Annotated in this window: 10 protein-coding genes and 1 pseudogene; 9 read left to right on the forward strand and 2 right to left on the reverse strand. The window is 76.6% G+C overall.

The genetic code is table 11. From position 1 onward, the window contains the following. The 6 genes from AB0469_RS32500 to AB0469_RS32525 all read left to right on the forward strand — a co-directional run. Nucleotides 1-2,090: beta-ketoacyl reductase (locus AB0469_RS32500; RefSeq protein WP_366455068.1), on the forward strand; the 2,090-nt coding region annotated here is incomplete at its 5' end. A gap of 65 nt (nucleotides 2,091-2,155) precedes the next feature. After that, a complete protein-coding gene (locus AB0469_RS32505; RefSeq protein ID WP_366455069.1) occupies nucleotides 2,156-7,774 on the forward strand; it encodes a type I polyketide synthase in 5,619 nt (1,872 codons plus the stop codon). Nucleotides 7,775-7,785: 11 nt separating this feature from the next. Further along, nucleotides 7,786-8,985, forward strand: coding sequence for a hypothetical protein (locus AB0469_RS32510; protein WP_366455070.1), 1,200 nt, complete (start codon nucleotides 7,786-7,788; stop codon nucleotides 8,983-8,985). Nucleotides 8,986-9,042: 57 nt separating this feature from the next. Then, nucleotides 9,043-10,356 carry an activator-dependent family glycosyltransferase gene (locus AB0469_RS32515; RefSeq protein ID WP_366455072.1) on the forward strand — a complete coding sequence of 438 codons (1,314 nt, stop codon included), beginning with the start codon at nucleotides 9,043-9,045 and terminating at the stop codon, nucleotides 10,354-10,356. Next, a complete protein-coding gene (locus tag AB0469_RS32520; protein WP_366455073.1) occupies nucleotides 10,353-11,078 on the forward strand; it encodes a class I SAM-dependent methyltransferase in 726 nt (241 codons plus the stop codon). Before AB0469_RS32515 ends, AB0469_RS32520 begins: the two co-directional genes overlap by 4 nt. 372 nt (nucleotides 11,079-11,450) lie before the next feature. After that, nucleotides 11,451-13,385 (forward strand): helix-turn-helix domain-containing protein, encoded by a 1,935-nt coding sequence (locus AB0469_RS32525; protein WP_366455074.1) that lies wholly within the window; start codon nucleotides 11,451-11,453, stop codon nucleotides 13,383-13,385. 361 nt (nucleotides 13,386-13,746) lie between these two features. Here AB0469_RS32525 and AB0469_RS32530 read toward each other — a convergent pair. After that, nucleotides 13,747-14,664 (reverse strand): annotated as a pseudogene (locus AB0469_RS32530) (transposase); the annotation flags it as partial. Nucleotides 14,665-15,011: 347 nt separating this feature from the next. On the opposite strand from AB0469_RS32530, the gene AB0469_RS32535 reads away from it, so the two are divergent. The 3 genes from AB0469_RS32535 (at nucleotide 15,012) to AB0469_RS32545 (ending at nucleotide 19,299) form a co-directional block, all read left to right on the forward strand. Beyond that, nucleotides 15,012-17,546, forward strand: a complete 2,535-nt coding sequence (locus tag AB0469_RS32535; protein WP_366455075.1) for a glycoside hydrolase family 3 C-terminal domain-containing protein — start codon at nucleotides 15,012-15,014, stop codon at nucleotides 17,544-17,546. A 35-nt stretch (nucleotides 17,547-17,581) separates the two neighbouring features. Then, complete coding sequence (gene hflX, locus AB0469_RS32540; RefSeq protein ID WP_366455076.1) at nucleotides 17,582-18,994, forward strand: GTPase HflX; 1,413 nt, start codon at nucleotides 17,582-17,584, stop codon at nucleotides 18,992-18,994. 122 nt (nucleotides 18,995-19,116) lie between these two features. After that, nucleotides 19,117-19,299: a DUF5302 domain-containing protein gene (locus AB0469_RS32545; protein ID WP_366455077.1), complete on the forward strand. Its 183-nt coding sequence runs from the start codon at nucleotides 19,117-19,119 to the stop codon at nucleotides 19,297-19,299. Between the two features lie 315 nt (nucleotides 19,300-19,614). On the opposite strand, the gene AB0469_RS32550 is transcribed toward AB0469_RS32545, so the two are convergent. Beyond that, on the reverse strand, nucleotides 19,615-20,391 hold the full coding sequence (locus AB0469_RS32550; protein ID WP_366455078.1) for an alpha/beta fold hydrolase: 777 nt from the start codon (nucleotides 20,389-20,391) through the stop codon (nucleotides 19,615-19,617). Nucleotides 20,392-20,434: the final 43 nt, after the last annotated feature.

Consider the following 20,434-nt stretch of genomic DNA (forward strand, 5'->3'; position numbering starts at 1 on the left):
GCGAGCACCACTGGCTGGAGCCCTCCGCCCCCTCAGCCGCCCCGGCCGCCGGGCCGGACGGGATCGACGGGTGGCGCTACCGCACCACCTGGAAGACCCTCCCCGGGACCGGTGCCGGCTCGACGCCGGCCGGGCCCGTACTGCTGGTGGTCCCCGCCGGGACGGACACCGCCCTCGCCGACGCGGCCGAGGCCGCCCTCGCCCGTCACGGCGTCGGCGCCGACCGGCTCACCGTCGACGCGGCCACCGCCACCCGTGCCGGACTGGCCGCCGACCTCGCCCCGTACAGCGGCCACGCCCGGGTGCTCTCCCTCCTCGGGACCGCCGGACTCCCGCACCCCGCCCACCCCGACCTGCCCCTCGCCGCCGTCGGCACCGCCCTGCTCGCGCAGGCCGCCGCCGACGCGGGACTCACCGGCCGCCTGTGGACCGTCACCCGGGGCGCGGTGGCCGTCTCCCCGGGCGAGGTGCCCCGGTCGGAAGGGGCCCAGGTCTGGGGCCTCGGGCGCGGCATCGCGCTGGAGCTGCCCACCCTGTGGGGCGGCCTCGTCGACCTCCCCGAGAACCCCGACGACCGCGCCTGGCAGCGGCTCGTCCCCCTCCTCGCCGACCCCGCCGCCCTCCCGGGCGAGGACCAGGTCGCCGTGCGGCCCTCCGGGACGTACGGGCGCCGGCTCGTCCCCGCCGCCGGTACGCCCGCCCGCCGTGCGTACACCCCGCGCGGAACCGTCCTGGTCACCGGCGGCACCGGGGCGCTCGGCGCGCACGTCGCCCGCTGGCTCGCCCGCAACGGCGCCGCGCACCTCGTCCTCACCGGCCGCCGCGGCCCCGGCGCGCCCGGCGCGGACGCGCTGGCCGGCGAACTGCGCGCCCTGGGCGCCGAGGTGACCCTGGCCGCCTGCGACGTCTCCGACCGGGAAGCGCTCGCCGCCCTCCTGGACGCCCACCCGCCCACCGCCGTCTTCCACACCGCCGGCGTCCCGCACTCCGAGGCCTTCCTCGACACCGGCACCGGCTCCTTCGCCGACGTGTACGCGGGCAAGGTCACCGGCGCCCGCCACCTGGACGAACTCACCCGCGCCCGGGGCCTGGAGCTCGACGCGTTCGTGCTCTACGCCTCCGGCGCCGGGGTCTGGGGCAGCGGCGGCCAGAGCGCCTACGGGGCCGCCAACGCCGCCCTGGACGCCCTCGCCGAACGGCGCCGCGCCGAGGGCCTGCCCGCCACCTCCGTCGCCTGGGGCCTGTGGGGCGGCGGCGGCATGGGCGAGGGCGCCGGCGAGGAGTTCCTCAGCAGCCGGGGCCTGCGCACCATGGATCCCGACCTGGCCGTGGCGGCCCTCGGCCGGGCCCTCGACCGCGAGGACGTGTGCGTGGCCCTCGCCGACGTGGACTGGCCGCTGTTCGCCAAGGGGTTCACCACCTTCCGGCCCAGCCCGCTCATCGGCGGCCTGCCCGGCGTGCGCGAGGCCACGGGCACGGCCGGCGGCGGCGCGGACCCGGCCGACGACGGCCTGCCCGGCCTGCTCGCGGCCGCCGGACCGGCCGAGCGGTCCGAGATCGTCCTCGACCGGGTGCGCCGCGCGGTGGCGGCGGTACTCGGCCACGCCGGACCGGAGGACGTCGACCCCGAAGGGGCCTTCCGGGACATCGGGTTCAGCTCCCTCACGGCCGGCGAGCTGGCGCAGCGGCTCAGCGCCGCCGCGGGCCGCAAGCTGCCCCCGACGCTGGTCTTCGACCACCCGACGCCCGCCGCGGTCGCCGGGCACCTGCTCGAACTCCTCGAGGCCGGCCTCCCGGGATCCGGGTCCGGCGGGGACCCCGACGAGGCGCGGATCCGGGCCGCCCTGGCGGCCGTACCGCTCGCCGTGCTGCGGGAGTCCGGGCTGCTGGACACCCTCCTCGCCCTCGCGGCGCCGCCCGAGCGGGGCTCAGGCGGAAGCACGTTCGATGGGGCGCGGGGCGGAGCCGGCACCGGCGGCCCGGACGCCCCCGGCCCGGCCGGCGTCGTCGTCGACGACGACCTCGACGCCATCGACGACCTCGACGAGGACGCGCTGGTCGCCCTGGCCCTGCGGGACCCCGCCGCCTGACCAACCCCCGGCCCCCGCCCCCCACCGTCCGCCCGCCGTACCCAGAGAGGGACCCACCGATGGCCATGTCCTCCGAAAAGCTCATGGAGGCGCTCCGCACCTCGCTGAAGGAGAGCGAGCGCCTCCGCAGGCTCAACCGGGACCTGGCCGCGGCCGCGCACGAACCCGTCGCGGTGGTCGGCATGGCCTGCCGCTACCCCGGCGCCGACTCGCCCGAGGAGCTCTGGGACCTCGTCGCCGCCGGACGGGACGCCATCGCGCCGTTCCCCCGGGACCGGGGCTGGGACCTGGACGGGCTCTACGACCCGGACCCCGAGTCGCAGGGCACCACGTACTGCGACCGGGGCGGGTTCCTCGCGGGCGCGGCCGACTTCGACGCCGCGTTCTTCGGGATCTCCCCGCGCGAGGCCGTCGTCATGGACCCCCAGCAGCGGCTGCTGCTGGAGACCTCCTGGGAGGCCCTGGAGCGCACCGGCATCGACCCGCGCTCCCTGCGCGGCAGCGGGACGGGCGTGTACGTGGGCGCCGCGCACGGCTCCTACGCGACGGACCCGGACACGGTGCCGGAGGGTTCCGAGGGCTACCTCCTGACGGGCAGCGCGGACGCCGTGATGTCCGGCCGGATCTCCTACGCCCTCGGCCTCGAAGGCCCCTCCATGACGGTGGAGACGGCCTGTTCCTCCTCGCTCGTCGCCCTGCACCTCGCGGTGGCGGCGCTGCGGCGCGGCGAGAGCGCCCTCGCCCTCGCGGGCGGCGTCGCCGTCATGCCGGACGCGGCCGCGTTCGTCGAGTTCTCCCGGCAGAAGGGGCTGGCGGCCGACGGCCGCTGCAAGGCCTTCTCCGCCGACGCGGACGGCACCGGCTGGGCCGAGGGCGTCGGCGTCCTCGTCCTGGAGCGGCTCTCCGACGCCGTCCGCGCGGGGCGGACGGTCCTGGCGGTGATCCGGGGCTCGGCGGTCAACCAGGACGGCGCCAGCAACGGTCTCACCGCACCCAACGGCCCCTCGCAGCAGCGGGTCATCCGCCGGGCCCTCGCCGACGCCGGCCTGGAGCCGCACGACGTCGACGCCGTCGAGGCGCACGGCACGGGCACCCGGCTCGGCGACCCGATCGAGGCCCAGGCCCTCCTGGCCGTCTACGGCGAGGACCGGGCGCCGGACCGCCCGCTGCGGCTCGGCTCCCTCAAGTCGAACATCGGGCACTCCCAGGCGGCCGCCGGGGTGGGCGGGGTCATCAAGACCATCCAGGCCCTGCGGCACGGCCTGCTGCCCAAGACCCTCCACGCCGACCGCCCCACCCCGCACGTCGACTGGTCCGCGGGCGGCGTCCGCCTGCTCACCGCCCCGGTCGAGTGGCCCGCCGGCCCCCGCACCCGCCGGGCGGCCGTCTCCGCGTTCGGCGTGGCCGGCACGAACGCCCACCTCATCCTGGAGGAGGCCCCCCGGCCCCCGTCCGCGAACGCCGCGCCCGCTGTGGTCGCCGCGCCCGTCGCGAAGGCCGCGCCTGCCCCGGTCGCCGCGCCTGCCCCGGTTGCCGCGCCCGTCGCGGTCGCCGCCGACGTCGCCCCGGTCGCGGACGGTGCCGTGGGGATGCCCGTCGTGCCGTGGTTCGTCTCCGGGCGGTCCGAGGCCGCGCTGGTCGCGCAGGCGCGGCGGCTGCGGGAACACCTCGCCGGCGCCGCGCCCGACGCCCTCGGCATCGGCTACGCGCTCGCCGCGACCCGTACCGCATTCGAGCACCGGGCCGTCGTCCTCGGGACCACCTACGCCGAGCTCGCCCGCGGCCTCGACGCCCTCGCCGACGGGACCCCCTCCACGGCGGTGGTGCGGGGCGTGCGGCGCCGGGACGCGAAGACCGCGTTCCTGTTCACCGGGCAGGGCAGCCAGCGCCCCGGCATGGCCCGCGAACTGCGCGCCGCGCACCCGGTGTTCGCCGCCGCGCTGGACGCCGTCGCCGAACGCCTCGACCCCCACCTCGACCGGCCCCTCGCGGCCGTCCTCGACGCCGCGCCCGGCAGCCCGGAGGAGGAGCTGCTGCACCGCACCCAGTACGCGCAGGCCGCCCTGTTCGCGGTGGAGGTGGCGCTGTTCCGGCTGCTGGAGCACTGGGGCGTGCGGCCCGACGTCCTCCTCGGGCACTCCGTCGGGGAGATCGCCGCCGCCCACGCGGCCGGCGTGCTCGACCTCGACGACGCCTGCGCCCTCGTCGCCGCCCGGGGCCGGCTGATGCAGGCCCTGCCCGCCGGGGGCGCGATGCTCTCCGTGCGCGCCGGCGAGGACGAGGTGCGGGCGCTGCTCGCCGCACACCCCGACGCCGACGTCGCCGCCGTCAACGGGCCCCGCGCCGTGGTCGTCTCCGGCACCGAGGAGGCCGTCGCGGCGATCGGCGCCCGGCTGGCGGAGCAGGGCCGCAAGACCAGGCGGCTCACCGTCAGCCACGCCTTCCACTCCCCGCTCATGGAACCGATGCTGGAGGAGTTCCGGGCCCTCGCCGACCGCCTCACCCACCGCGCCCCGCGCATCCCCGTCGTCTCCAACGTCACGGGCCTGCGCGCCACCGGCGACGACCTGCGCACCGGCGCCTACTGGGCCGCGCACGTCCGCTCCGCGGTCCGCTTCGCCGACGGGGTGCGCACCGCCGCCCACGACCTGGGGGCCGTCACCTTCGTCGAGCTCGGGCCCGACGCCGTCCTGTCCGCCATGGCGGAGGAGGTCCTGGCCTCGGACGCGCACGTGGCGGTGCCCGCCCTGCGCCGGGGCCGGCCCGCGGCCGAGACCCTGCTGGGCGCCGTGGCCGTCGCCGCCGCGCGCGGCGCCGCACTGGACCGCGCCCGCCTCTTCGACGGCGCGGGCGCCCACCCGGCCCCGCTGCCCGTCTACGCCTGGCAGCACCGCCGCTTCTGGATCGCCCCGACCCCGCGCGGCCGGTCGGCGGCCGCCGCGCCGGGCACGAACGCCCTCGCGGACCCGGCGGGCACGACGGCCGCGCAGGCTCCGGGAGACCCGGGCGGTCGAATGGTTCCGGCGGACGGGGGAACCCGGCGCTACCGCGTCGCCTGGCAGCCGGTGCGACCGGCGGACGGGGCGCGGCCGGCCGGGACCTGGCTGCTGGTCGAGTCCGCCCAGGACCTCACCTCCGGCGACGGCGACGCCGCCGAGCGCGCCCTGACCGCGCTCGGCGCGGACGTCCGCCGGGTGGCCGTCGACGCCGGCACCGCCGACCGCACGGCACTGGCCGCACTGCTGGACGCCGCCGGCGCCCACACCGTCGGCGGAGTCCTCTCCCTCCTCGGCGCCGACGAACGGGAGGGGCCGGGCCACGGCTCCGTCCCGGCCGGGGTCCGGGCCACCCTGGCCCTCGTCCAGGCCCTGGAGGAGCGGGCCGTACCCGCTCGCCTGTGGTGCGCGACCCGCGGAGCCGTCGCCGCCGCCCCCGGCGAGCGGCCCCGGCCGGCGGGCGCCCAGCTGTGGGGCCTCGGCAGGGTCGCGGCCCTCGAACTCCCCGCCCGGTGGGGCGGCCTCGTCGACCTGCCCGGGACGGCGGACGCCGCGTCCTGGACGCTCCTCGCCACCGCCCTCGGCGGCCCCGAGGACCAGGTGGCCGTACGCGACGGCCACACGTACGGCCGCCGCCTCGAACCGGTCCCCGCTCCGGCACCCGCCTCCGGCCCGACAACGGGCGCGCGATCCGGCTCCGGGTCCGCGCCCGGGCGCTACCGGCCCCGGGGGACCGTCCTGGTCACCGGGGGGACCGGGGCCCTCGGCGGGCACCTCGCGCGGCGGCTCGCCGCGGAGGGGGCCGCGCACCTGCTGCTCGTCGGGCGGCGCGGCCGGCAGGCCCCCGGCGCGGAGGCCCTGGAGGGCGAACTGCTCGCGCTGGGCGCCAAGGTGACCTTCGCCGCCCGCGACCTCGCGGACCGGGAGGCGGTCGCCGCCCTGCTCGCGGAGGTCCCCGCCGACGCCCCGCTCACCGCCGTGTTCCACGCGGCGGGCGTCCCGCAGGTCAGCCCGCTGACCGGGTCCGGCCCCGACGACTTCGCGGAGGTCTACGCCGGCAAGCTGGCCGGCGCCCGCCACCTGGACGAACTCACCCGCCCGCTCGGCCTCGACGCGTTCGTCCTCTACTCCTCGGGCGCGGGCGTCTGGGGCAGCGCCGGCCAGTGCGCGTACGCCGCCGCCAACGCCGGCCTCGACGCGCTGGCCCTGTGCCGCCACGCGGACGGCCTGCCCGCCACCTCCGTGGCGTGGGGCCTGTGGGGCGGCGACGGCATGGGCGAGGGGGAGGGCGGCGCGTACCTGCTGCGCCGGGGCGTCCGCCCGATGGCCCCGGAGGCCGCCCTGGACGAGCTCTTCGCCGCCGTCGCCGACGGAACCCCCGCGCTGACGGTCACCGACACGGACTGGCCGCGCTTCGCGGACTCCTTCACGTCGTACCGCCCCAGCCCCCTCCTCACCCCCCTCCTCACCCCGGGAGACGCCCACACCCCCGAACCCGGTGGACCGGACGGCCTCGGCCCGCGCCTGGCCGCGATGGGGCCGCAGGCCCGGCGGGAGGCCCTGCTCGGACTGGTACGGGCGGAGGCCGCCGCCGTGCTCGGCTACGGGCACGGCGACGAGGTCGAGCCCGACGCCCGCTTCCTGCTCATCGGCTTCGACTCGCTGGCCGTCACCCGGCTCCGCCGCCGCCTCGCCGCCGCCACCGGGCTCGAACCCGCCCCCGAGGCCCTGTTCGACCACGACACCCCCGCCGCGCTCGCCGACCACCTCCTGGAGCTCCTCCAGGACCCCGGACACCCCGCCGTCCCGGCCGGATCCGCCGCACCGGCCGGAGACCGCCGGGCCGACGGGGGCACGCTCACCGCGCTGTACCGCGACGCGGTGGGGGAGGGCCGGGTCGACCGGGCGGTCGACGCGCTGGCCGCCGTGGCCGCCCTCCGCCCCGTCTTCACCGCCGGCCGCCCCCACCCGCTCCCCCCGGTCCACCTCGCGCAAGCCGCGCCGGACGCCCAGGACGGGCCGCTCCTGCTCATCGGCGTCGCCGGAACCGCCGCCGTGTCCGGCCCCCTGGAGTTCTCCGCGTTCGCCGGGGCCCTCGCCGGACGCCGGGACGTCGTCGCGCTCGCCCAGCCCGGGTTCCGGGACGGGGAGCCGCTGCCGGACTCGCTGGAGGCGCTCTGCGCCGCGCACGCCGCGACCGTGGAGCGGCTCGCGCAGGGGCGCCCGTACGCCCTGATCGGGCACTCCGCCGGCGCCAACGCCGCCCACGCCCTCGCCCGCCACCTGGAGCGGCAGGGCCCCGGCCCGGCCGCCCTCGTCCTCGCCGACATCTACACCCCCAGCGCGCCCGGCGCCATGGGCGTCTGGCGGGATGTCATGCTGCGCTGGGCGATGGACCGCTCGCCCGTACCCCTCGACGACACCCGGCTCACCGCCATGGGTGCCTATCACCGAATCCTCCTCGACTGGACTCCGGAGCCCACCCGCGCCCCGGTCCTGCACCTGCGCGCCGGAGAACCCATGGCCGCGTGGACCGACCCCCGCGAGGACTGGCGATCCGTCTGGGACGCCGCCCACACCGTCACCGACGTCCCCGGCAACCACTTCACGATGATGACCGAGCACGCCCCGGCCACGGCCCGCGCCGTCGACGCCTGGCTGGACGCACTGCCCGGCTGCAACCGATGACGAGGAGAAACATGACCTCCGAGCTGCTGACCGAGGACCGCGGACGGGACATGGCCCGCCGGGCCCGCAGGAACCAACTCACCCGGGCAGCGCACTGGTTCGCCGGCATCGAAGCCGACCCGTACGGCCTGGTCCTGCGCGCCGGCACCGGAGAGCCGACCGCCGCCGAGGAGGCCGTCCGCGCCCTCGGCCCGCTCCACCACAGCACCCTGCTGGACACCTGGGTCACCGCCGACCGGGCCGTGGCCCAGGAGGTCGTCGACAACCCCGCCTTCGACGGCCCCGGCCCCGTCGCCGACGTCCCCGGCGGGGACCCGCTCCCCTTCCGCAGCGCCGTCCTCACCCTCGACCGCGCCTCCGCGGCGCCGCTCGCCGCGCTCACCGCCTTCGGCGGCGGTCTGCTGTGGGCGGACGACGCCGCGTCCGTGGAGAAGCGGACCGCCACCTGGGCCCGTACGGTCCTGGCCGCGCTCGGCGACCGCTTCGACCTCGCCGAGGACTTCGCCCGCCGGCTGACCGGCCCGGTCCTCGCCGAACAGCTCGGCCTGCCCGAGGCCGCCCACGAGCGGTTCTCCCGTCTCCTGCCCGACTGCCGCCACGCCCTCGACGGCCTGCTGTGCCCGCAGACCCACGCCACGGCGCTGGCCGCCGAGGCCGCCGAGACCGCCATGGTGGGGCTCCTGACGGAGGCCCTGTACGAGTCCACCGCCGACACCGTCCGCGCCGCCAAGATCATGGCCCTCAGCGCGGCCGAAGCCACGGCCGTCCTCATCGCCAACGCCGTCCGCCTCCTGCTCGACGAGCCCGGCGGCTGGCAGCGGCTGGCCGAGGACCCCGACCGGGCCGGGGAGGTCGTCGAGCACACCCTGCGCACGGCGCCGCCCGTCCGGCTGGAGTCCCGCGTCGTGCGCACTCCCGTCACCCTCGCCGGCACCGAACTCCCCGTCGGGGCCCGCGTCACGCTGCTCGTCGCCGCCGTCAACCGCGACCCGCGGGCCCCGCGGGACGCCCCGCCCTTCGGCCTCTCGCCCGACCTGCACTTCGGGCTGTCCGCGCACCTGGTCAAGGCCGTCGCGCGGGCCGCCCTGCGCACCCTCGCCGAGACCCACCCGGGCCTTCGCGCCGACGGCGACCCGGTGACCCGGCTGCGCTCGCCCGTCCTGCGGGCCCCGGCGCGCCAGCCGGTCGCCGCCGGAGGCGCCCGCCCCTGAGCTCCCCGACCTTCCCCACTCCTGAACCCCGCCCCGACCGTAGGGAGAGCGGATGCCATGCGCGTCCTGATCACGTGCTTCGCGCACAACACGCACTACTACAACCTGGTGCCGCTGGCCTGGGCGCTGCGCGCCGCCGGACACGAGGTACGGGTGGCCAGCCAGCCCGCGCTCACCGACGTGATCAACGGGTCGGGGCTGACGGCCGCGCCCGTCGGCGACCTCGACTCCATCGTGGAGCTGATGACGCAGATCGGCGGCGACCCCACCCCCTACCAGCAGGGCCTGGACTTCGCGCAGACCCGCGGCGGGCCGCTCGGCTGGGAGCACGCCCTCGGCCAGCAGACCATGATGACGGCCATGTCGTTCGCGCCGCTGAACGGCGACACGACCATCGACGACACCGTCGCACTGGCCCGGGCCTGGCAGCCGGACCTGGTGCTGTGGGAACCCTTCACCTACGCCGGCCCGATCGCCGCGCACGTCGTCGGCGCGGCCCACGCCCGCCTGCTGTGGGGCCCCGACGTCATCCTGAACGCCCGCCGCCAGTTCCTCGCCCTGCACGCCCTCCAGCCCGAGGAGCGCCGCGAGGACCCGATGGCCGACTGGCTCACCTGGACCCTGGGCCGCTTCGGCATCACCCCCGACGCCGCCGCGGTCGAGGAGGTCATCGCAGGCACGGCGAGCATCGACCCCGCGCCCGAGGCCCTGCGCATACCGGTGCCCGGCGAGGTGCTGCCGATGCGCTTCGTGCCCTACAACGGGCCCTCGGTGGTCCCCGACTGGCTGTACGAACCGCCCGCCCGGCCCCGGGTCTGCGTCACCCTCGGGGTGTCGGCGCGCGAGACGTACGGGCGCGACGCCGTCCCCTTCGAGGAGCTCCTGCACGCCCTCGGCGACGTGGACGCCGAGATCGTCGCCACCCTCGACGCGAGCCAGCTCCAGGACCGCGACGCCCTTCCCGACAACATCCGGGCCGTGGACTTCGTCCCCATGGACGCCCTCCTGCCCACCTGTGCGGCCATCGTCCACCACGGCGGCGCCGGCACCGGCTACACCGCCACCCTGCACGGCGTCCCGCAGATCATCGTCGGCTCCCTGTGGGACGCCCCGCTCAAGGCCGAACTGCACGCCGGGGCGGGCGCGGGCATCGACCTGCCCCCGGCGAAGCTCGACGCGGCCACCCTCCGCGAGGCCGTCGTCCGGGCCCTCACCGACCCCTCGCTCGCCGCCGGGGCCCGCCGGCTGCGCGAGGAGGCCCTCGCGCAGCCGGCCCCCGCCGCACTCGTACCGACCCTGGAACGGCTGGCGGCGCGGCACCGCGCCCGCCGCCCGGGTTCCGCCCACCCCGGCCAAGGAGACCCTTCGTGACCACCGCCTACGCGGGCGGCATCGCCCGCCTCTACGACCTCGTCCACCAGGGCAAGGGCAAGGACTACGCCCGCGAGGCCGCCGACCTCGCCGCCCTGATCGGCTCCCGGGTGCCGGGCGCGCGCAGCGTCCTGGACGTGGCCTGCGGCACCGGTCTCCACCTGGAGCACCTGGCCCCCCTCTTCGCGTCCGTCGAGGGCGTGGAGATCTCCCCGGACATGCGCGAGCTGGCCGTCCGCCGCAACCCGGACGTGCCCGTGCACCTCGGCGACATGCGCGACTTCGCGCTCGGCACCACCCACTCCGCCGTCACCTGCATGTTCAGCTCCATCGGCCACATGCGCGACCAGGCCGAACTCGACGCGGCGCTGGCCCGGTTCGCCGCGCACCTCGACCCGGCGGGCGGGGTGGTCGTCGTGGAGCCGTGGTGGTTCCCGGAGACCTTCACCCCCGGGTACGTCGGGGCGTCGATCGTCGAGGCGGAGGGGAAGACCATCTCGCGGGTCTCGCACTCGCGGCTGGAGGACGACGCCACCCGCATCGACGTGCACTACCTGATCGCCGCACCGGGTGAGGAGATCGCGCACCTCGCCGAGAGCCACCGCATCACCCTCTTCGAGCGGGCGGCGTACGAGCGGGCGTTCGTCCGGGCGGGCCTGGAGGTGGAGTTCCTGGAGGGCGGCCCCTCGGGCCGCGGCCTGTTCGCCGGCGTCCGCGCCTGAGCTGTCGGACGCCTGGAGCTCCGGCCGAGGCCGGGGCCAGGACCGCTCGTGCCGCGCCGGACTCCGCGGCCGCCGCGGGGCCGTCCTCCGGCCTCTCCCGGCCTCTCCCGGCCTCTCCCGGCCTCTCCCGGGGCCCCGGCCGGCCGTGCGCCGGGCCCCGCGGCGTTGCCCGGGCAAACCGTCCAGCGTAGGTCCGGGCCCGGGCCCGGACCAGGTGGCGCGGGCACCCCGGGGTCCCCGTCCGGAAGCCCCGGGTGGTGGCCGGATCACTGCGATACCACATGTATGCAGGCCATAAAGGTCGGTTGACGCTCCTTATAACCGGAAGTTACCTTCCCCGCCATCGACGGATCCGGCCGATCGGGGGCAACAGTGACCGGGGAGGACTCCCACACCGACGACGGCGCACTTCGCGTGCTCGAACTCCTCGCGGGCGAGGCACCCGCCCGCGCCTACGACCAACTCGTCGCCCGCGCCCGCACCTCGGGCCCCGCACCGCACGTCGAGCGGACGGAGCGGGCCCGAGGCCTCGCCCTGGAGGTCAACGCGCTCTTCGAGCGGCGCAGCCGGCGCGAGGCCGAACTCGCCGCGCTCGTCGACGCCGCCCGCGACCTCACCCGTCCCGGCAGCCTCGACGCGACCCTGCGCCTGATCACCCGCCGGGCCCGGCTCATGACCACCATGGACCTGGCGGCCGCCGTCCTCCTCGACGAGGACGGCGCCGCCACCCTCACCACCGCCGACGGCGCCGTCAGCGCCCTCACCGTCGGCTACCGCATCCCCGCCGGCGCCCTGCCGGCGGCGGCCGGCCCGGGGGAGCGGCCCGCCCCCTTCTGGACCGCCGACCACCTCGCCGACGACCGCACCACCCACGCCACCGCCCTGGACGAGGTGCTGCACGCGGAATCCCTCCAGGCGGTGCTCGGCGTACCGCTGTGCGCGGACGACCGGCACATCGGCTACCTGTACGCGGCCTCCCGCGGCATCCACCACTTCACCCCCGACGAGATCGCGCTGATGCGCTCCCTCGCCGACCTCGCCGCCACGGCCATCCAGAGCGCCCGCCTGCTGGAGGGCATCCACACCGCCAACGCCGAACTGGCGAAGGCGGGTTCACGGGCACGGGCCTCCCTCGGCGACGCCCTGCGCGCCGGCAGCGTCCAGGACGAGCTCGTCCAGCTGGTCCTCGACGGCATCGGCCTCGACGCCCTCCTCGCCCGGGCCGCCGCCGAACTCGGCGGCAGCCTCGCCGTGCGCGGCGCGGCCGGCGAACGGCTCGCCGAACTCGGCCGGATGCCCCGCCCCGACCCCGGGGAGCTGGCCCGCGTACGGCTCAACGCGGCCGCCACCGGCGTGGCCTGCCCGCTGTCCGACGGGACCTGGGTGCTCCCGCTGTCGGTGCGGTCGGAGGACGTCGGCTGCCTCCTGTTCCACCCGGGCGCCGACGGCGGGACGCCCGGCGAGCGGGTCCTGCTCTCCTACGCCCGTACCGTCGCCCTGCTGCTCGTCGTCCAGCGCTCCAGCGCCGTCGAGGGCCGGGTGCGCGACGACCTGCTGGCCGACCTCACCACCTGGGAGGCCCCGCCCGAGCGGATCGTGGAGCGGGCCCGTGCCTTAGCCGCCGTGCTCCAGCGCCCGCACGTCCTGGTCGTTGCCGACGCACACGGTCCCGCGTCCGGCCTCGTCGAGAACTGGGCCGCCGCCTACGCCCGCCGCCACCGGGGCATGAAGACCCTCCAGGGCGACCGGGTCGTCCTGCTGCTGCCCGGCGAGGACGCGGCCGGGGCCGCCGCGCTGGTGCGCGCCGACCTCGCCGCCGTCACCGGGGCCCCGGTGACCGCCGGCGCCTCCGGACCCGCGCGGGGCGCCGAGGCCGTCCACCGCTCCTACCGGCAGGCCGTGCGCTGCCTGGAGGCGCTGACCGCCCTCGGCGCCACCGGCCGCTCCGCCGACGACCGCGACCTCGGCTTCCTCGGCCTGCTGCTCTCCGACGACCACGACGTCCCCGGCTTCGTCGAACGCACCCTCGGCCCGCTCCTGGAGCACGACGCGGAACGCTTCGGCAACCTCGTGGAGACCCTCCAGGGCTGGTTCAGCGCCGCCGGCAGCCCCACCCGGGCCGCCGAGATCCTCTACGTGCACCCCAACACGGTCTCGCGCCGCCTGGAACGCATCACCCAGCTGCTCGGCCGTGACTGGCAGCATCCCGACCAGGCACTGGAACTCCAGCTCGCGCTGCGGCTGCACCGGGCGCGCGCCGCACTCGACCCCGTACCCGCCGTCCCCCCGTCAGCGGGATCGACGTGACCGAGGCGACGGGGCCCCGGTGGGCGCCCGCCTCCAGCAGCCGCGAGGCGTGCGCCAGCGACACGAGCGTTGCGTGGCGGTGCCAGCCCTTGTAGGACCGCCCCTCGAAGTCCAGCGCGCCCACCGGCAGGCTGGTGTCGCGGAAGTCGGCGTCGGCGCGCCCGATCAGCCCGCCCAGCCCCAGCAGCGTGCCCCGGCCGGCCCCGGTCAGGCTGGTCAGCCACAGCTCCGACACCTCCCGGGACGTCGGCGACCACACCCCGACCAGCGTCAGCGGCACCGCCGCCGGACCGCCGGGCAGCCGTACGGGCAGCAGCCCCACCAGCGAGGTCTGTGCCCGCCCCGGCCGCGCCGGGTCCGGCCACTGCACCGGCCGCCGCTGCGGCCGCGCCAGCTCCGCCAGCCCGCCCGCCGACCCCGCCACGGCCCGGCTGCGCCCGGCCGACAGGTTCGGCGCGAGCAGGCCCGTACCGGTCCCGACCCGTATCAGGAACGGCAGGCCGGCCCGCGAGAACGACTCCACCAGCGGCAGTACGGCCTGCTCCCGGGCATCGGCCACCACCGGCAGCGCCGCCCCGGTCCAGCCGGCCGCCTCCACCACCATGTCCACGGCCAGCGCCTCCGGCGCACCGGCGGCCCCCGCGTCCACCGAGTCGTCGGGGATCGCCGCCCGGCGGCGCAGCTCCGTGTCGTCGAGCCAGTCCCCGCTCAGCGACAGCCGCCAGTTCACCGGGGCCGCCGCCGCGCCGGAGGCCAGCCACAACCCGTACCCGTGCTGGCTGTTGACGACCTGCCCCAGCTGCGGGACGAACCTGCGCCCCACCCCCACCGAGTGCCGGCCGGTCTTCGGGATCACCAGCGGGCGCACCACCCAGGCGCGCGGCGCCAGCAGCCGCTCCAGGCCGGCCGTCAGCTCCGCCCGCAGCGGGGACCAGTCCCAGGTCGAGGAGCTGATGAAGTGGTGCAGGCTCTGTTCCGCGGCCCGTTCGCCGGTGCTCGCGGCCAGGTTGCGCATCGTCTTGCGGCCGGGCGTGTCCAGCAGGGCCCGTACGTACAGCTCGCCCTTGTGCCGCTGGTCCCGGCGGCGCAGCGAACCCAGCACCGACGTGCGCAGCGCGCGGACCTCCGAGGGCGGGACACGGGACAGGCTCTCGGCTTCCAGGGCCGGGCGAACGGTTCGCATGACGCTCCTCGGGGTCGGCACCCCGAGGCAGCCTGGCGGGGGCGGTCCGTGGTGTCGTGGTGTGGGATGCCCTCCACCCTCCCCGCCGGGCGGCATCCGGCACAGGTAGGCCGGAAACACACTTACCGACCGGTCACCCCGTTCGCCCCGGCCGGCCCCGCACCGCCCGACGGGCCCGCCGCGCGTGGTGGCCGGGCCACCACCCGGGGGCGGCGACGGACGCCCGCGCACCCGGTCCGGGCCGTCCCCGCCGTCCGCCGGCCGCCGCCGCGCCACCCAACGTGCCTGCTCCCGACCGGTGTTCGGGCTCCCGGGCGCGGCCCCGTGAAGAGTGTGGCCGGGCGACCTCCTCCCCGGCGCCGATCTGCGGAAGCGTGGACGTACGCATACCCCGGCGCCCCTCCGGGGCACGCCGCACCGCCGAAAGACTCAGGAGACCCCCCATGCCGTCCCGCAGGTCAGGGGAGCGAACACCCCGCCTCCGCCGCACCCTCCGCATACGCGGGCGGTGGCGCCCCGGCACCCGCGCCACCCGCCTCCTCGCCGCCTCCGCGGCCCTCCTGTGCACGGGCGGCCTGCTCACCGCCGCGCCCGCCGACGCCACCGAGGACCGCACCGAGGGCACTCCCCGCGTCCGCGCCCTCGTCGCGCGGATGACCCTCGACGAGAAGCTGTCCTTCGTCCACTGGACGGCCGGCCCCGTCGGCGGGCCCCTCGCCCGGGGCGTCGGCTACCTCCCCGGCGTGCCCCGCCTGGGCGTACCCCCGCTCCAGGCCTCCGACGGGCCGGCCGGCGTCCGCCTCAACGGCGTCCGCTCCACCGCCCTGCCCACCCCCACGGCCCTCGCCGCGACCTTCGACGACTCCCTCGCCACCGCCTACGGCAAGGTCCTCGGCCACGAGGGCCGGGCGCTCGGCCAGGACGTCGTCCTCGGCCCGATGGTCAACACCATCCGGGTGCCGTACGGCGGCCGCAACTTCGAGACCTTCAGCGAAGACCCCCTGGTCGCCTCGCGCACCGCCGCCGCCCAGATCAAGGGCACCCAGAGCCAGGGCCTGATGGCCACGGTCAAGCACTTCGCGGGCAACAACCAGGAGACCGACCGCTTCACCGTCGACGCCGCCATCGACGAGCAGACCCTCCAGGAAGTCGAACTCCCCGCCTTCCGCAGCGCCGTCGACGCCGGCGCGGCCGCCGTCATGTGCGCCTACAACGGGGTCAACGGCACCCACTCCTGCGGCAACGACCAGCTGCTCCAGAAGGTCCTGCGCGAACAGTGGGGCTTCCGGGGCTGGGTGATGTCCGACTGGCTCGCCACCCACGCCACCGCCGACCTCACCAAGGGCCTCGACCAGGAACTCGGCCTGGAGATGGGCAAGCCCACCGACCCCGTCCCGGACTCCAAGTACCTCGGCTCCTCCCTGCGCAAGGCCATCGCCGACGGCACCGTCCCGCAGGCCGCACTGGACCGCTCGGTGACCCGCATCGTCGGCCAGATGGAACGCTTCGGCCTCCTCGACGCCCCCGCGGCCCCGCGGCCCGCACGCGACGCCGCGGCGGGACGCGACACCGCCCGCGCCGTCGCCGAGAACGGCGCCGTCCTGCTGCGCAACACCGCGCCCGCCGGCGGACGCAAGGCCCTGCCGCTCACCGGCGCGGCCGGCACCGACCTCGCCGTCATCGGCGACAGCGCCCTGCGCCCCAAGGTCTCCGGCCTGGGCAGCGCCCACGTCGTGCCCGACGCCGCCAAGGCCCCGCTGGACGCCCTGCGCGAGCGGGCCGGCTCCGGCGCCGCCGTCCGCTACGAGCCCGGCGTCGACCGGCTCGGCAGCCCGCTGCCCGCGGAGAACCTCAGCCCCGCCTTCACCGGCGGCAGGCAGCTCGACCCCGGTGGCGACCGCGCCTTCTACGACGGCACCCTCACCGTCCCCGCCGACGGCGACTACCGCATCGGCGTCCGCGTCGACGGCGGCCTCGCCGTCCTGCAGGTCGAGGGACAGGAGCCGGTCTACGCCGCCGACTCCTTCAGTGAGACCACCAGCGTCGTCCTCCGCCTCACCCGGGGCACCCACAAGCTGTCCATGAGCGGCTGGGCCTGGCCCGACCGCCCGCTGTCCGTCGACCTCACCTGGGTCACCCCGCAGCAGGCCGCGCAGAACCTCGAACGCGCCGTCGCCGCCGCCCGCACCGCCAAGACCGCCGTCGTCTTCGCCCAGGACGAGGGCTCCGAGGGCTACGACCGCCCCTCGCTCTCCCTGCCCGACGGCCAGGACGCGCTGATCTCCGCCGTCGCCCGCGCCAACCCCAACACCGTCGTCGTCCTCAACACCGGCTCCTCCGTGCTGATGCCGTGGCTCGCCGACACCGCCGCCGTCCTCGACATGTGGTACCCGGGCCAGGAGGGCGCCCAGGCCACCGCCGCCCTGCTGTACGGGGACGCCAACCCCAGCGGCCGGCTCACCCAGACCTTCCCCGCCTCCGAGGACGCCCACCCCGTCGCCGGGAACCCCAAGCGGTTCCCCGGGGTCGACGGCAGGCAGGAGTACAGCGAGGGCATCCACTCCGGCTACCGCTGGTACGACGAGCAGGGCGTCACCCCCCTCTTCCCCTTCGGCCACGGCCTGTCGTACACCACGTTCGACTACCGCGACCTCGCCGTGGAGCGCACCGCCGCCGGGGCCGCCGTCCGCGTGACCGTCCGCAACAGCGGGCCCGTCGCCGGCAAGGAGGCCGTCCAGGTCTACCTCGGCCCCAGCCCCCTCGTCTCCGCGCCGCAGGCCGTCAAGAAGCTCGCCGGCTACACCAAGGTCTCCCTCGAACCCGGCGAGGAGAAGCGCGTCACCGTCCCGGTCGACGCCCGCCAGCTCCAGTACTGGGACACCGGACGCCACGCCTGGACCGGCGCCCCCGGCCCGCGCGCCGTCAGCGTCGGCTCCTCCTCGGCGGACCTCCGCCTCACGTCCCGCCTCAACCAGTGACCGACCTCCCACCCACCCCTTCCGATTGGATGCGCATGACCGCGAACGAACAGCCCACGACCACCCCCTCGACCCGCCCGGTCGGCACGGCCGAGGCCATCGACGCACGGGAGGAGACCGGCCTGCGGCACGTCGCCTCCCTCTCCACCGAACTCCGGGACGTCGTCGAGGTCGAGCAGCGCCAGGTCCGCCTGGAGCGCGTGGTGCTGGTCGGCGTCTGGACCTCCGGCACGGTCGCGGAGGCCGAGAGCTCCCTCGCGGAGCTCGCCGCCCTCGCCGAGACCGCGGGCGCCCTGGTCCTCGACGGGGTGATCCAGCGCCGCGACAAGCCGGACCCGGCCACGTACATCGGCTCCGGCAAGGCGAAGGAGCTGCGCGACATCGTCATCGAGACGGGCGCCGACACGGTCGTCTGCGACGGCGAGCTGAGCCCCTCGCAGCTCGTCCGGCTGGAGGAGTTCGTCCAGGTCAAGGTCGTCGACCGGACCGCCCTGATCCTCGACATCTTCGCCCAGCGGGCCACCTCCCGCGAGGGCAAGGCCCAGGTGGCGCTCGCACAGATGCAGTACATGCTGCCGCGCCTGCGCGGCTGGGGCGCCTCCCTGTCCCGGCAGATGGGCGGCGGCGGGGCCGGCGGTGGCGGCATGGCCACCCGCGGCCCCGGCGAGACGAAGATCGAGACCGACCGGCGGCGGCTGCGCGACAAGATGGCCAAGATGCGCCGGGACATCGACGAGATGAAGACCGCCCGCGACCTCAAGCGCCAGGAGCGCCGCCGCAACAAGGTCCCCTCGGTCGCCATCGCCGGCTACACCAACGCGGGCAAGTCCTCGCTCCTCAACCGGCTCACCGGCGCCGAAGTCCACGTCCAGAACGCGCTGTTCGCCACCCTCGACCCGACCGTCCGCCGCTCGGAGACCCCCGCGGGCCGCGCCTACACCCTGGCCGACACGGTGGGCTTCGTCCGCCACCTGCCGCACCAGCTCGTCGACGCGTTCCGCTCGACGCTGGAGGAGGTCGCGGAGGCGGACCTCATCCTCCACGTGGTCGACGGCTCGCACCCGGACCCGGAGGCCCAGATCGAGGCGGTCCGCGCCGTCATCGGCGAGGTCGGCGGCGCGGGCGTCCCGGAGGTCGTCGTCGTCAACAAGGCCGACACCGCCGACCCGCAGACCCTGGCCCGGCTCCTGGAGGCGGAACCCGGCGCCGTCGCCGTCTCGGCCCGCACGGGCGAGGGCGTCGCCGCCCTCCTCTCCCGCATCGAGGCCGAACTCCCGCACCCCGAGACGGAGATCGAGGTCCTGATCCCCTACAGCGAGGGCCACCTGGTCGCCCGCATCCACGCGAGCGGCGAGATCCTCGCCGAATCCCACGGCGAAACGGGCACGCTCCTGAAGGCCAACGTCGACGCCGCCCTGGCCGCGGAACTCTCCGCCTACGCCGCCTGATTCCCCCCTTCCTTCGGGCGCCATTCCCGCAGGAATTGCGCCATTCCTTCGGAAGAGGGTCGCCATACGTCCACTCGGATGTCACAATAAAAGTGCTCTAGAAAAAGCCCAGGAGGTAACCCATGACTGATACGCCGGAAAACCACGCCGCCGAGGCCGACGGCAAGGCCAAGTTCCGCGAGGCTCTGGAGCGCAAGGCCCGTAACTCCCGCTCCCAGCAGGCCCACCACGAGGGCCGTCTGAAGATCAAGGGCTTCAACGGACCCAACGGCCAGAACCGGACCTTCCGCCGCAAGGCCGGCTGACCCTTTCCACCCCTGAACGCGCGGGCTGCCGCGACCCGGTCACCGGCCGGTTCGCGGCAGCCCTTTTCCCGTTTCCGCACACTCCGCTCGAATTCCACTGGAGCGCGGCTCGGGAAACAATACAGCGCGACCTCGTGCGGGCGCATCCGAATTTCCGGCCGGCATCACCCGGAAAACCGGGAATCCGGGTTCCCGACAACCCGGCAACCCGGTAAAACAAAACTGGCCCATCGGTTTCCCGCCCGAGCGGCGGAACGACGGGATCGGCCCGCCCGGCGGGGCCGGGCGGGCCGCTGGAGGGGAGGGGGCCGGGCGTCAGACGCGCGCCGGCCGGGTGAAGGCCGCCAGGTCCTCCACCAGGGCCGCGTTCACCGCACCCCGCTGCGCGTTGAGGTAGAAGTGGCCGCCCGGGAAGGTGCGCAGGCGGAAGGCGCCGTCCGTGGTCCCCGCCCACGCCCCGGCCTCCTCGGCCGTCACCTGCGGGTCGGCGTCACCGGTCAGGACGCTGACGGGGCAGCGCAGCCGTACCCCTTCCCGGGGCGCGTACGTCTCCACCGCCGTGTAGTCCCCGCGCAGCACGGGCAGCACCATCCCGGCGATGTCCGGGTCGGCGAGGAGGGCGGCGCTGCCGCGGTCCAGCCGTACGACCTCCTCCAGGATCCCGGCGTCGTCCCGCAGGTGGACCGTCTCGTGGCGGACCGTGGACGGGCCGCGGCGCCCCGACAGCACCAGCCCGAGGACGCGTTCGCCGTCCGGACCGTCCGCCAGCCGCCGCGCCGTCTCGTAGGCGAGCGTGGAGCCCATGCTGTGGCCGAAGAAGACCACCGGGCCGTCCACGGCGGCGGACAGCACCCGCGCGATCTCGTCCGCCAGGGCGTGCAGGTCCGTGCGCACCGGCTCGGCGCGGCGGTCCTGGCGGCCCGGGTACTGCAGCGACAGCACCCGCACCCCCGGCGACAGTGCCTCGGAGAGCGGGTGGAAGTAGCTGGCGGCCCCGCCCGCGTAGGGGAAGCAGACCAGGGTGGGCGCGCCGTCGGAGGCCGGGTGGTACTGCCTGAGCCACAACTCGCGCAGGGCCTGGGGGTCCGCCATGGGGAGGGTCCGTCCTCTCGTCCGTCGGGGGCGGCCGGCGCCG

This window comes from Streptomyces sp. NPDC093801 (assembly GCF_040701585.1).
In the GTDB taxonomy this organism is placed as follows: Bacteria; Actinomycetota; Actinomycetes; order Streptomycetales; family Streptomycetaceae; genus Streptomyces.